The organism is Maribellus comscasis, from assembly GCF_009762775.1.
GTDB lineage: Bacteria > Bacteroidota > Bacteroidia > Bacteroidales > Prolixibacteraceae > Draconibacterium > Draconibacterium comscasis.
The window spans coordinates 3,579,770-3,594,266 of the sequence record NZ_CP046401.1; the positions used below are offsets into that span (position 1 = coordinate 3,579,770).

Genomic DNA, 14,497 nt, shown 5'->3' on the forward strand with positions numbered 1-14,497 from the left:
AACTGAATACTTCCTAAAAAAGAAAACAGACCGAAAATACGACCAATATTTTCAGTCTGTTGTAAAAGGTTTGTGCGCTAACACAAACCACAAATCGATAAATAAATGCCTTGTCAGCTAATTACTCACCAATAACAAATGTATGAAAAAAAACAAAAATGCCCTTAAATATAGGGGCCTGACTAAACTTTTTAAGGTAATGAAAATAACTGTACTACTGATATTTGTTTTTACCGTTCAAACCGTTGCCAGTTCTTATGCGCAATCGACAAAATTGAGCCTTTCAATGAATGATGTGACCTTTAGGGATTTTATTGCACATGTTGAGGCTGAAACCGATTTTTATTTTATGTTAAAATATGACGATGATATTTTGGAAAAGCATTTTGATTTGGATTATAAAAATGCTCCTATTTCTGAGATACTGGATGATATTTTAATAAATACGGGATATAGTTATAAAATAGTTGACCGGTATATTGCTATTTCCAAAATAGCTGATAATCCAAATACAGGACAGCAAAAAGATATTTCCGGAACTGTAACTGACGAATCCGGTGAGCCGCTTCCCGGGGTTACCGTTGTAGTAAAAGGTACAACCAATGGTGTAGTTACAGGAGCGAATGGGAGTTATTCTATCTCAAATATTTCCGATGATGCTGTACTTGTATTTTCGTTTGTTGGCTTGCAGGCCATAGAAGTCCCGGTTGCAGGCAAAAGTGTAATTGATGTGGTGATGTCGGAAAATATTGAAGCATTGGAAGAGGTGGTTGTAACTGCACTTAATATCAATCGGAAAAAACAATCGTTGGGCTACGCTTTAACGGCTATAAACAGTGGGGAAATCAATCAGGCAAAGGAAACCAATATGATAAACTCCCTGAAAGGAAAAGTGGCCGGTTTACAGATTTCGCAAACGGCTGGAGGCGTTGGAAGTTCCAGCCGTGTGGTATTAAGAGGTGTTTCCTCCTTGTCCAGTTCAAACCGCCCCTTATTTGTAATTGACGGCGTTCCAATGGGTGACGGAAACAATGCAAACGGAGGAATTTCATATAAGGACATGGGAAATGCAATGAGTGAGATCGACCCTGAAAATGTTGAATCAATCAGTGTGTTGAAGGGTGCAGGAGCATCAGCAGCGTATGGTTCAAGAGGTGCTAATGGCGTTATATTGATAACCACCAAAAAAGGAAGAGGCAAAGGTTTTGGCGTTTCATACAGTTCCAACTATACCATCGACCAGCCTGTGTTATACACGGAATTGCAAAATATTTATGGTGCCGGATTGCTCGGATCTTATCCGCCAATTGATGAAAGTACAAATATGCCGGTTAAAAGTACTTTCTGGACGCTTAGTTTTGGCCCTAAAATGGAAGGACAATTGTTCCCAAATTTTGCGGGACAGGAAGTGCCATTTACACCGCAACCAAATAACGTTTTAGACTTTTACAGAAACGGAAGCACGTGTACAAATTCGCTGACATTTGATGCAGGAAATGAAAATGCAAATTTTATTTTGTCGCTCACAAATGTAAATAGCAAAGGAATATCGCCCAACAACGATCTGGCTCGCCAGGTAATCAACATGCGCGGAACAATGAAAATGGGTAAAAAAGTGGAAATCGACAGTAAGATTTCCTATATCCATCAAACCGTAGACAACCGGGTTTATATGCAGGAATCGGCCGGGAATGCAATGTGGATGTTAACCATTATGCCACGAAATACACGTTTGGGAGATTTAAAAAACAATACGGTTGATGCTGATGGTTATGAATTGAAATTTCAGGATGAACCGGCTTCAAACAATCCATACTGGACATTAAACAACCTGAAAAATAATGATGAAAAACACCATGTTATCAGTTTTCTTTCCACCAAAGTTGATTTGGCAAGCTGGCTAAATTTTAAAGTTCAAACCGGATTGGACTACAATAACCTTACAACACACGAACATTACGCTGCGGGAAGTTCCGAACCCCGTTTAAATATTTTGGGAGGCCTGTCGAATATTTTGTCCAATAATATTGAGTGGAATTCTGATTTTATGTTTAATGCAAATAAAGATTTATCCGATAAAATTTCAACAAGTTTAAGTGCCGGAGGTAATTATCGTTATTCAAGATACAATACCTTGAGCCAGAGCGGCACGGCGCTAAATGCTCCGGGGCTTTATCACATCAGCAATGCAAATGAATATGAAACCGGTCTGAGTTTTGGTGAAAAAGCAGTGTATTCAGCATATTCACTGGGCTCAATAACATACAATCAGTGGTTATATTTTGATGTCTCACTCCGGAATGACTGGTCATCAACTTTACCTAAAGGAAATAACTCCTATTTCTATCATTCCGAAAATTTAAGCTTTTTGTTTACCAAGGCTTTGGGAATCGACTCCAACTTTTTATCGGCAGGACGGTTACGCGGTTCTTACGGAAAGGTCGGGAATGACACCAGCCCTTACCGTACCAATCAATATTACGGTTTTAACCAGTCAAACTACGCCTATCCCCTGGGAACAATTGGCTCACTGGCAACTTCTGATTTGAAACCTGAAATTACCGAATCGTGGGAAGTGGGAACCAATCTTACTTTTTTCAATAACCGGTTGGAATTTGATTTTACCTACTACGACAACCTGACCAGAAACCAGATTATGGCTGTTGAAATACCAAGTACCAGTAGTTACAGCAGCAAGGTGGTAAATGCCGGTGAAGTAAAAAACACAGGGATGGAAATGCTTTTAAATGCGGGCATAATTCAAAATGAAGAAGGATTTAACTGGGATGTTTCAATAAATGCTGCTAAAAATTATTCTGAAGTTATCGCCTTACACGAAAATCTGGAAAGTTTAAAGTTAGCGGGATTTTTTAGTATTTTGAGTATTGAAGCAAGACCCGGAGAACCATTTGGTTCAATTTATTCAAACGTTTATTTAAGAGATGATTTCGGAGACATTTATGTTGATGACAACGGAAATCCGGTGAAAGGAGATATCGAAAAAGTTGGAAACATAAATCCGGACTTAACCGGTGGTATTAACAACAAGTTTACTTACAAAAATTTTAGTTTGAGTTTTCTCATCGACTTCCAGCTGGGAGGTGATTTTATTTCAGGAAGTAAGTTTTATCAATATACTTTTGGTACACATGCTGAAACCTTGCAGGGCAGGGAAGAATATTATGCAACCCATAATGCAGACGGCTCAGCAATGGATGGTGTAATACCCGACGGGCCAAAAGTTAACGGGATAAATATTAATACCGGAGAACCAAATGAAATACCTCTGGCACCTTATACTTACTATACAAACCCCTACAGTATGTCGGTTGGTGAAGAGTTTGTATTAGATGCTACCAATGTTCGGATGCGCGAAGTTGTAATCGGGTATAATATGCCGTCAAAACTGATGGATAAAACACCCCTCAAAAATGCCAATATTTCACTGGTTGGACGAAACCTGTTCTTTTTGTACCGTGCGAATAATTATGCAGATTCTGAATCGGGTTACAGCAGCGGCAATGTGGGTACGGGAATCGAACATTCTCCGCTGCCAAGTACACGTTCCATCGGGATGCAACTAAAAGTTAACTTTTAATTTATCACTGAACATTATAAACAGATAAAAATGAAAAACATAAAATATATCATAACAAGATTCAGTGTTTTATTCCTCTTTTTAATGCACTGGGGGTGTGAGAATTCATTGGTTGAGATGAATGAGAATCCAAGCGCTGTTACCAGTATCGATGATAAATTTCTGTTTACCAGCGCCGTAAAATCTACCATTGAAGAAAGCCCGGGATCTTACGATTTAAGAATGGGATCTCAGTACTCTCACATGTATGTTTCTCCGAGCTTAGGACGTCAGGCCGACAGATACGAAGACTATAACGACGCTGTGTACAACTCTACTTTAACCGGTAAATTCACGGGGCCAATAAAATATATCAATGAAATAATTTTGTTGAATGAGGATGAGGACGGCAATCCGGTTAACGAGGTAAAATTAGCCCTGGTAAATATTTTGGGTGTATGTAATTTTGCCCGGCTTACCGATTTATACGGGAGTATTCCATATTCTGAAGGTGGCTGGGGGAGAAAAAATATCCTCTACCCGGCGTACGATTCACAGGAGTTTATTTACAACGATATGTTGGATAAACTAAAAAACAGCATCGATGTATTAAAAACAGCAAATGCAGAAGATGCTTATCCCGATTTTGACCCATTGTATGAAAATGATTTGACAAAGTGGGTGAGATTTGCCAATTCGTTACGCTTAAGATTGGCGATGAGATCCAGGTTTGTCGATCCTTCCAATTCAGCAGAAGTAATTTCAGAATGTTTAAGTGAACCGCTGATTGAAACCAATGAGCAAAACGCCCAACTGGAACACGAAGATGGTGATATTGAAGAATTAAACAACCCATGGTACAATCTTTATACGGTAAAGGAAAAATGGAAAATGGGGGAATTGTTTGTCGATTGGTTAAAAACCACAAACGACCCGCGACTACCCATTTTTGTGGAGGTCAATCAGGATGGGGAATACTACGGAATAAAAAATGGATTAACTGATCTTGATCACGGAAATGCTTTTAGCCAAAGTAAATATTGTTATCCGGCTGAAGCGCTTTATGCAAAAGACAGACCGTCGTATTTTCTTTGTGCCGACGAGGTGGCCTTTCTAAAAGCAGAAGCTGCACTGATTGGTCTCGGTTCGGGCGATGCAAATGAATTTTATCAGGAAGGAATTCAAAAAGCCATGGAAAAATGGAACGTCCCGGAAGACCAGATTACAGCCTTTTTAACTGACGAAGCTGAAGCAAGCTTAAGTGGAAGTGATGAAGAGAAATTAGAGCAGATTTCCACACAGGTATGGATTGCTTTAATTCCAAATTTTGCTGAAATATTCAGCAATATGAGAAGAACAGATTATCCGGTAATTACGCAACGTGGTGAAGACATGGCTCAGGGAGTTACCGAAGGCTATTTTCCAAAACGATTAATTTACGGAACCGATGAATTAATCACCAATGCCGAAAATGTTGCCAATGCAATTGCCCAACAAGGGGAAAATAAAATAACTACTGCTTTGTGGTGGGATGTTGATTAGTAAAGCCCCTTAGCACAAAATCTAAATAATTGAAGAAACGAATAATTATGAAAAAATTAGTAGCAACACATAAATTAGTCTTTTTTGCATTTTTAATTACCATGCTGGTATCGTGCGAAGAAGAAGATGAACTTCCTTTGTTTGAGTTCTACGGCATATTAGATGAATATGAATTAACAACAAAAGTCAAATCGGAAAATGTGGATACCTATCTTTGGGATTTTGGCGATGGAAATACTTCTGCCGAAATGGAGCCCGTACACACCTACGGAAGTGGCGGGGAATATACCGTAACATTAACGGTAACGGGGCCCGGTGGCGAAAAAACAAAAGAAAAATCGTTTGAGGTTGCCATTCCAATAGAAGAATTACTGGCTGGTGGCCCCGGAAATACAGAAGGAAAAACCTGGTTGCTGAGTACCGGTTATACCGTTGGTTCAGATGGTTCAGGGAGTGTTGGCGACGACCTTAAAATTGAAAATTCATCGGTTGAAGAAGTACTTCGCTATTTTGGATTAAAAGATGAATACGAAGATGAATATACATTTTATCCCGACGGAACATATAAGATAGATTCCAAAAACGGGCTTATTCTGGCTGGTATTCTTTTTGGATCGGCAACCGGAACCGTAGCAGTTCCTTCCAGCGATCTTAGTACCGTTCCTCTTTGCTCATCAACTTATACGCCACCAACAAGCGGAACGTGGTCATTGGATTATGATGATTATACGGTTGATGTTTTTAATGTTTTCACTGGTGCATCGGCTCCGGAAGAGGTTACTTTTACTTTTAACGAAAGTGATAATAAGGTGGCACGACTGGTATTTTCAGAAGGACAATTTATCGGTTTTCTGGATTTGTCCCCGCTGTTTATAATCAAAGAAATATCGGCAAACGAGATTAACATGGCCATCGGATTGAATGTGGTGGAACAACTTCCTTATCATACTTCATTGATGATCCATTTTACATTCACTCCCAAATAAATAGTTGGTTTAGGTAAGAATGAAGGTAAGCTCCCATGATATCTTTTAAATAAATTGATTGGGAGCAACTTTTTTCGATGAATTAATATACCTGAAGTGAAAAGTATTTCATGAAATTATTGCATTTATTGTTCGCTCTATTCTTTGTAATTCAGGGAATTGCCCAGGATAAAACAGATGTCAGCCTTTTCCTGAAAAAGGATAAAAGTAATTACTTAGCTCAAATTGAATCGAAATCAGGAAATCTTTTCACAAAGCTTGGACATCATGGTCCGGCAGTTGAAAACCAGTGGCTGGGATTTCGTTTGTATTTTAATAAAAAGGCGGCAATTGATGTTTATTCAAAAGCAAAACCCGGACTGGAAATCCGGGAGAAAAAGTGGTATCCTGCCAAAAAAGATCAACGCAATGGCTGGGGAGCCGATTATTATAAAGTCGGGAAAACTGTTGGTTTGGGAGGAATTAGACTTTGGGATGGCGAAAAAGTTGTTCCGCTTCATCCTGTTTCCTTGCGTTCCGCCAGGGTTGAAAAAGCTGAAGACTCATCTTCTATGGAAATGTTGTCGGAAGGAATTCCGTACAAAGGTGAGAAAGTTTCTGTTTTGGTTCGCGTAACTGTTTTTTCCGATAAGCGTGAGGCAAGAGTTGAAGCCTTTTCGCAAACCGGTGAATCGGTTCAGTTTGTTACCGGAATAAACTATTTTAACAACCTTAGAATTGAGAAAAGCAACAAATACATCGCAACCTGGGGAATTCACCCGGAAGATGTTGCCGCCGAACAAGTTGAAATTGGAGGAACCATTCTTTTTAACCGAAATGATTTTGAAAAGGAATTGGATACCGGCGATCAACACCTGTTAATTTCAAAACCAACAAAACAGATGAAAATTAGAATTACATCAGCCAATGCGCGTGAAGCTGAAATGAATTCTTTCGAAAAATTTAAACAATACTTAGATGAACGGAATTAACATGCCTAAAAAATTCAAAATCAAACACATACTTTTATTACTGCTTCTGGGAGTTGCAATAACCGTCGTTGTTGACTTAATCCGCATTTCAAAATATGAACTCATCCCCAGGCGGCCTGCTGAGAAAATTAAGTTACAGGACAACGAAGTTCAGTATGAATTAGCCAATGGTGCGACTGAAATTGATTGGAATCGGCTGGATGGAACGCTGAGATACATAAAAGAAGAATACGACTGCTCCGATTTCAGATTGGTTAATCTTATTCGAATTCTTTATGAAGCAGGTGACCAGATTCCTGAAGATTATAAAAACAAAATTGAAGAAGTTCTCTTTAACTTCCGGTATTGGTGGGACGAGTCCGGAGAGAATTCAATGTGTTACTGGAGTGAAAACCACCAAATCCTTTTTGCTTCTGCTGAATATCTGATTGGCCAAAAATACCCTGACACGATTTTCCCAAACAGTGGTTTAACAGGAAAACAACACCTGCAAAAAGCCCGAAAACGAATACTCGACTGGCTCGAAATGCGGTGGAATTACGGTTTTATTGAATTTTATTCAGGCACCTATTATAAAGAAGATATTGGCGCGTTAACGAATCTCATAGATTTTGCAGAAGACGAGGAAATCTCCGTAAAATGCCGGATGATTTTGGACTTGCTTTTTTACGATGTTGCCACGCAAAACATAAATACCATGTTTGTTAGCGCCAGTGGCCGTGCGTACAAAAATAATCGGACAGGTGGTTCAGGCTCAACGCTGGGTGGAATGACAACATATTTCTGGGGGAGTGGCGAAAAAATTGGCCCCGGAATGATGCATGGAATGATGACAACACAAAAATATGAGTTGCCCCCGGTTATCGCAGAAATTGCAAAAGATTCATCAAACGTGGTTATCAGGCAAAGTAACGGACTTGATATTTCGGAGTTAAAGGCAGAAGGCTATTACGGAACCGACACCAGAAGTATGATGATGCAATGGGGAATGGAAGCTTTTACCAATCCTGAAGTTGTGAGAAATTCCATGAAGCATATTCGAAACTGTAATATGTTTTCCAATGAATTTATAGGAGAGTTTAAAATATTGGATTTAAAAGTAATCGACTGGTTGCACCTGGAGCCTTTATTAATCCGGTTGCTTAATCCTCAACCGAATGGAGTTGCCATTCAAAAAGGCAATACCTATACCTACAAAACAAAAGATTACTCGATGTACACCGCACAGAGTTATCATCCGGGAACTTACGGCGATCAGCAACATATTTTTGGAATGAACATTAAAAATCATTTTAGTATTTTTCATACTCATCCCGCCATCGAAAAAGATGTAGAAAACCAATCGCCAAATTATTGGGTGGGTTACGGACACATCCCGCACGCTGTGCAGGATAAAAATGTAAACCTTTCGATCTACAATATTCCGGATAAAAAAGGAATGATGGAAATGGATTTGCTCGATTATACGCGAGCGTATTTTCCTTCAGAAAAGTTTGATACGGCTTACATCGACCGAAATTATGTATTTGGCAAAAAAGACGAAACCTACTGTGCATTTATTGGCGCCAATAATTTTGAATTCAGAGATGAAGCAAATGACGATGTTATTCAAAAAGGAAAACAAACATTTTGGATTACCGAGGCCGGCTCAAAAAACGAAGATGATTCGTTTGAAGCTTTTGTAGAACGCATTAAGAATAGTAAAGTAAGTTTTTCTGCTGAAACACTGGAATTAAACTATCAGTCGAATGGCAAAACCTATCAATTGAAATTTGGAGAAGATTTTATGATTGATGGCAAACTAACAGATACAAATTACAGCCGTTACGATTCTCCTTATGCAAAAGCAGAGAAAAAAGACAAAACACTAACTTTTAATTACAAGGGAAAATCATTGTTCCTTGATTTTGATAAACTAATCAGAATCTACAAATAAAGAATATCATGAAACGAGCATGAATTTTAGCATTCTAAATACACACAAGGGAATGATTAAATTCATCGGGAGTTCCATATGATACTTTATAAATAAACAATTTTGTGAATATCCGTATTGTGTCATATCTCTTTTGTTCGTCATGCTGAACTTGTTTCAGCATCTAATCCTTTTTGATAATCAATGTATTATCAATGAGACCCAGAAACAAGTTCAGGGTGACGTTCTATTTATGATGCATTACGGACATTCAATAACAATTTTAATCATATGAAAAAACAACTTATATCGGGGCTTTTAATTGTCTTGGCATTAAGCGTATCGTTTAGTCGTACTGTAAAAGCTCAAAATAGTAACAATCAAAACATTCAGGTTAAAACAGACCCGGTTGAAATTGGTAAAAGAATTACAGATCACGTTGCAAAGAAGAAATCGTACCGGTTTTATGCAATGGTTTGCACCTACTACGGTTCGTTAATTTTTGGTGATGCCACGGGCGATAGCGAAATAACCCGACAGATGGAAAAGGGAATTGAACCTTATGTAAATGGCAAACGCAATCACAGAAAAGGACATGTGGATTACAATGTGTTTGGAATCTGGCCATTTGAATTATACCGGCAAACCGGAAACGAAAAATATTTGCAGATAGGGAAAGAATTGGCTGACGATGAATACAAAAATGTGCGGGAGGACGGTTTAACTTCCTATTCCCGGTTTTGGGTAGACGATATGTACATGGTTGGTTCGTTGCAGGTTCAGGCGTATAAATCGACCCAAGAGCAAAAATATCTCGATCGTGCTGCTTTGTTATTAAAAATTTACTGCGACAGCCTTCAACGAGAGAATGGTTTGTTTTACCACCGGAAAGATGCGCCTTTCTTTTGGGGGCGTGGAAATGGTTGGGCTGCCGCTTCTTTAACCGAGGTATTGCTGGTTTTGCCCAAAACACATGAACATTATCTTCCGCTGTTAAAAGCATATCAAAAAATGATGTTGACATTAAAAAATTTCCAGGGAGAAGATGGCATGTGGCACCAGCTAATCGATTATCCGGAAAGTTATGCAGAGACGTCTAGCTCGGGAATGTTTCTTTATGCCATGGCTTCAGGAATCGATATGGGCTGGCTCCCTTTTGATGAGTATAAAGATAATGTAACAAAAGGCTGGGATGCATTGGCGGGCTATGTGAACAAAAAAGGAAAAACAAAAAATGTATGTATTGCCACCAATGCCAAAAATAGTGAAAAACATTACCTGAAACGTTGGAAACTAACCGGCGATTATCATGGGCAGGCTGCCGTTCTTTGGGCCGCAACTGCTATGGTGGAGCTATTGGACAATTACAATTAACGATTAAAAATTCTCTGGAAATAATAGTGATGAGCTTTCCGGGGTTTTTGTGGAACTTAATGCAATCATTGTTCTCGGGAAGTCGTTACCAACCGGGCAGAATTTTGATATTCGTTGGGATTGACTCCAAATTTTTTGGCAAAAATAGCTCTGAAATATTTTGGTGTGTTGAATCCAACGGTATAACAAACTTCGCTGACATTCATGTCGCTGTTTTTTAATAAATCAGCGGCTCTTTGAAGCCTGAAATCACGAATGAAATTCCCGGGACTCATTCCGATAATACCGTTTAATTTCCGGGTAAGATGCATGCGGCTTAAAGCAACATCTTTACTCAGTTGCTCTACGCTGTAATTACAATCGGCAATATTGGCTTCAATAGATTCCACAATTTTTCGCATCAGCAGGTTTTGAGGAGAATCCTGTTCAACTTCTTTTGGTTTTGAAAGCAATTCCAATTTTAGTTTTTCCCGCATCGTATCCCGTGTTTTAAAAATACTTTCCATTTGTGCTTTCAAATGTTCTTCCGAAAAAGGTTTTGTAAGGTAAGCGTCGGCTCCGTATTGTAATCCTTCAATTTTGTACTGATCTGTAGAGCGGGCTGAAACCAGGACTACAGGAATGTGGTTTGTTTTTACGGATTCTTTAAACATTTTACAGAGCGTTATTCCATCCATATCCGGCATCATTATATCGCAAATAATAATATCGGGCATGATTTCATTGGCAATTTGAAGGCCGTCGTTCCCGCAATATGCTTTGCTTACCTGATATTCGTCGCACAATATCTCTTCAAAATAAAAGCACATGTCCTTATTGTCGTCAATTACTAAAACCACAGGGAGGTTTTCTGCGTTTTCCTCCTGATCCCCCAATTCAATTTCGCTGTTAACATTTTGTACCGGTAAAAACAAAGTAAACCTGGAGCCCTTGCCAATATCGCTTTGTACTTTCAGGTTCCCTTCCTGCAACCTGGCCAACTCAAGAGAAAGATTAAGGCCAATACCCGACCCCAAATGTTTTGTGCTGCTAATGCCCTGGTAAAATCTTGTGAAAATATGGTTTTGTTCTTCAACGCTTATACCGTTGCCATTATCGCTTACCGAAATGCTTATTAATCGCTTGTCTTTGGTTTCATCTGTGGCAACCACTACATTTATTTCGTTTTTAGTATGTTTTAGCGCATTGGACAGTAAGTTATAGATTATTTTTTCTGTCTTTTCGATATCAAAATCCAACATCAGAGATTTTATTTTCGATTCGAAATGGAATGTAATATCACTTTTTTCGCTGGCGTCTTTGAAGTTTACATAAATCGACCGGACAAACGAAACAATTTCCCGGTTCTTTTTTTCAACCTTAATGTTTTGTGTTTCAATTTTTCTGAAGTCAAGTATTTCATTTATCAGCGTAAGTAATTTTTCGGCATTGCGTTTTATTATTTCAATGGATTTTGATGTATCTCCGGCAGAAGATTTTTGTATTTTATTTGTCAATCCTAAAATAAGAGACAATGGAGTCCGTAATTCGTGTGAAATGTTGGTATAAAACCGCATACGCGTATTGTACATGTCTTTTTGCGCTTCATCTTTTAATTTATTTTTTAAAATAATTTGTTTTTGTTTTTGCGATTTTAGATAGAATAAGAGCAAAACATAAATTATTCCGGCAAGAACAACGGCGTAAATTATATATCCCCAAATGGAAGCCCAAAAAGGTGGTCTAATTTCGATGGTAAGCGACAAAGGTTCCTGGTTCCATTTGCCGTTGTATGTCCGTCCTTTTATCAATAAAGTGTAAGAACCGGGTGAAAGATTGGAATAATTGATGGATGTATTTCCAATGGATGTATTCCACTTGTTGTCAAATCCTTCCAGGGTATATTTAAATTGATTTCGTTCGGGTTCAACGTATGAAAACAAACTGACATCGAAAGAAAAAGACCTAATCGAATAGGGCAGGGTAATTTTTTCTTTTTTAAAGATAGCTTTATCTAAAATGATACGATTGTTATATTCAGTGTCAACATTAACCTCATCACTGTAAATTCTCATCCGGGTAATCGCCAACGGATATTGTTCTTTTGTTTGTTTTACATTTTCAGGGAAAAAGTAGTTGAGGCCATTGATCCCGCCAAAAAACAGTTCTCCTTTTTTTGATTGTGCGTGTGCTCCCACCGAGAATTCGTTGCTTTGTAAACCATCTAAATAGGTGTAGTTTGTAAAGGATTCGGTTGCAGGATTGAATTTCGATAATCCGTTGTAGGTACTAATCCACAGTTGACCGGATTTATCTTCATACATCCCAAAAACAATGTTGTCAGACAATCCGTTTTTGGTTGTAAAATGTTTAAATGTGCCGGTATTATAATCCGTTAATAAATTGATTCCTCTGCCCCAGGTTCCAAACCATAACCGGCCTTTTGAATCTTCAAGCATACACGAAATGTCGTTAAAATTAATGCTGGCAGAATCCCCAGCAACATGAGAGAACATTTTGAGTGATATTTCGCCATCTTTCATAACTGCCTCTGCCACTCCTTTTTCCTGAAATCCAATCCAGAGTTTTGCATTTTTGTTTTTGCGGTATATAAATCTGCATTTATTCGAAATCCCAAATTTGTCGGTTCCGGAAAGGCGGGCAGTAATTTTGTCGTTTTTTAAAGCAAACAACCCGGTGGGAGAGCCGTACCAAAGAGTAGAGTCAAAATCCATAAAAAGTGTATTCACATACAAATTGCCATTTTTTGTAGCGGAAGGAAAATGTTTGAATTGCCCGGTTTTTTTATTAAACCGGTAAAGTCCGTAGGTGCCGCCAATCCATAAAAAGTTTTCATCTGTACTTTGTTCTATGTCGTTAATATAGAAAGTGTGTGTGTTTTTGTAATAAAACAATTTGTTGTTTTTTCTATCCCATAAATTGAGGACACCCTCTTTGGTTCCAATCCAAACTTTGTTATTGTTTTCTATGTATACCGATTTTACAACTTTGTCACTCAGCCCTCTGTTTTCGGTATATGGATTAACCCGAAGCGTATTAAAAAGAGAATAATCAGATACAAATTTATTTACTCCCCCTGTAGTTGTTCCCACCCAAACTACTTTGGATGAATCTTCGTAGATGTATCTTATTTCATTGCTGCTGATAGAGTTTGGGTTGGAGGGGTTGTGTGTAAACTGGACAATACCATTTTCGTCTCTGATAAATATGCCATTATCTTTTGTACCAATCCATATTCGGTTTTCTGAATCTTTAAACAGAGCTCTTATGTGCTGAATATTTGCACCATTATAAAGAATTTCCTCCTTTATATTTTTTTCCTTCTGAATATAAGTTAATCCATCTGCATCAGCAATATAATATCCATTGGTAGATGGATCGTACCGGCAATGGCTGGCTGTTGTTAGTATTATTGGACTAACCGTGTTTTTTGATGCATCGTATACCCACACGCCGCGGGTGGTTGCTAAAATTAATTGTTTGAGTGATGTATTTTCAAGCACTTGATTAATACGCCCAATGTTATAATCGTTTTGTTGAATATCCTGGGCAATAAAAAATTGTTGGGTTTCATCCAGCCTGCAAATCTGGTTATCTATTATCGCCCAGATTTGATTTTCCGAAGAGTGAAATATCTGGCTAACATCTCGAATGGGCTCGTAATTGTTATTTCTTAATACGTCGTTGATTACTACAAATTTATTGGAAGATATATTGTAACAGCACAAGCCGGTTTTTGCTCCAATCCAGATATTATTCTGACTGTCCAGCTCCATCGTGTTGATTTTGTTGTCAATCAATTGGTTTTTTAATCCGGGAGTGTGCTTAAATTGTTTAATCCGGTAGCCGTCATACTGATTCAATCCATTGTTTGTAGCAAACCATATAAAACCATTTCTGTCCTGAACAATTGAAGTGACATCGCTTTGGGTGAGCCCGTCTTCAATTTGAATTTTATCAAGGCGAAAATCGTTGGCACGGTTAAGTAACGAACAAAATAGAATGAGTATTGCTAAAGCATATTTCTTCATATTACAATTATAAATAATAAAACTGGAAATGAACCGTCGGGTAAATGTATGTATATATTTCATTCTATCTAAGCTCGTTATACGAGATGTTATAAATGTGC

7 protein-coding genes are annotated in these 14,497 nt (G+C 38.2%); 6 read left to right on the forward strand and 1 reads right to left on the reverse strand.

Translation table 11 applies throughout. From position 1 onward, the window contains the following. The first annotated feature begins 199 nt into the window (after nucleotides 1–199). From GM418_RS14170 to GM418_RS14195, 6 genes are all read left to right on the forward strand, one after another. On the forward strand, nucleotides 200–3,598 hold the full coding sequence (locus GM418_RS14170) for a SusC/RagA family TonB-linked outer membrane protein (protein ID WP_158867392.1): 3,399 nt from the start codon (nucleotides 200–202) through the stop codon (nucleotides 3,596–3,598). A gap of 30 nt (nucleotides 3,599–3,628) precedes the next feature. Beyond that, nucleotides 3,629–5,119, forward strand: coding sequence for a SusD/RagB family nutrient-binding outer membrane lipoprotein (locus GM418_RS14175; protein WP_158867394.1), 1,491 nt, complete (start codon nucleotides 3,629–3,631; stop codon nucleotides 5,117–5,119). A 47-nt stretch (nucleotides 5,120–5,166) separates the two neighbouring features. Continuing rightward, nucleotides 5,167–6,105 carry a PKD domain-containing protein gene (locus GM418_RS31860; RefSeq protein WP_158867396.1) on the forward strand — a complete coding sequence of 313 codons (939 nt, stop codon included), beginning with the start codon at nucleotides 5,167–5,169 and terminating at the stop codon, nucleotides 6,103–6,105. A 110-nt stretch (nucleotides 6,106–6,215) separates the two neighbouring features. Then, a complete protein-coding gene (locus GM418_RS14185; protein ID WP_158867398.1) occupies nucleotides 6,216–7,076 on the forward strand; it encodes a DUF4861 family protein in 861 nt (286 codons plus the stop codon). After that, complete coding sequence (locus GM418_RS14190) at nucleotides 7,063–9,012, forward strand: hypothetical protein (RefSeq protein WP_158867400.1); 1,950 nt, start codon at nucleotides 7,063–7,065, stop codon at nucleotides 9,010–9,012. Before GM418_RS14185 ends, GM418_RS14190 begins: the two co-directional genes overlap by 14 nt. 270 nt (nucleotides 9,013–9,282) lie before the next feature. Beyond that, on the forward strand, nucleotides 9,283–10,365 hold the full coding sequence (locus GM418_RS14195) for a glycoside hydrolase family 88/105 protein (protein WP_158867402.1): 1,083 nt from the start codon (nucleotides 9,283–9,285) through the stop codon (nucleotides 10,363–10,365). Between the two features lie 65 nt (nucleotides 10,366–10,430). Here GM418_RS14195 and GM418_RS14200 read toward each other — a convergent pair whose 3' ends face one another. Then, nucleotides 10,431–14,396 (reverse strand): hybrid sensor histidine kinase/response regulator transcription factor, encoded by a 3,966-nt coding sequence (locus GM418_RS14200; protein WP_158867404.1) that lies wholly within the window; start codon nucleotides 14,394–14,396, stop codon nucleotides 10,431–10,433. Nucleotides 14,397–14,497: the final 101 nt, after the last annotated feature.

Coding starts and splice junctions, on each gene's coding strand:
- GM418_RS14200 (WP_158867404.1), bottom strand. CDS start 14,396: ATGAAGAAATATGCTTTAGCAATACTCATTCTATTTTGTTCGTTACTT.
- GM418_RS14185 (WP_158867398.1), top strand. CDS start 6,216: ATGAAATTATTGCATTTATTGTTCGCTCTATTCTTTGTAATTCAGGGA.
- GM418_RS31860 (WP_158867396.1), top strand. CDS start 5,167: ATGAAAAAATTAGTAGCAACACATAAATTAGTCTTTTTTGCATTTTTA.
- GM418_RS14195 (WP_158867402.1), top strand. CDS start 9,283: ATGAAAAAACAACTTATATCGGGGCTTTTAATTGTCTTGGCATTAAGC.
- GM418_RS14190 (WP_158867400.1), top strand. CDS start 7,063: ATGAACGGAATTAACATGCCTAAAAAATTCAAAATCAAACACATACTT.
- GM418_RS14170 (WP_158867392.1), top strand. CDS start 200: ATGAAAATAACTGTACTACTGATATTTGTTTTTACCGTTCAAACCGTT.
- GM418_RS14175 (WP_158867394.1), top strand. CDS start 3,629: ATGAAAAACATAAAATATATCATAACAAGATTCAGTGTTTTATTCCTC.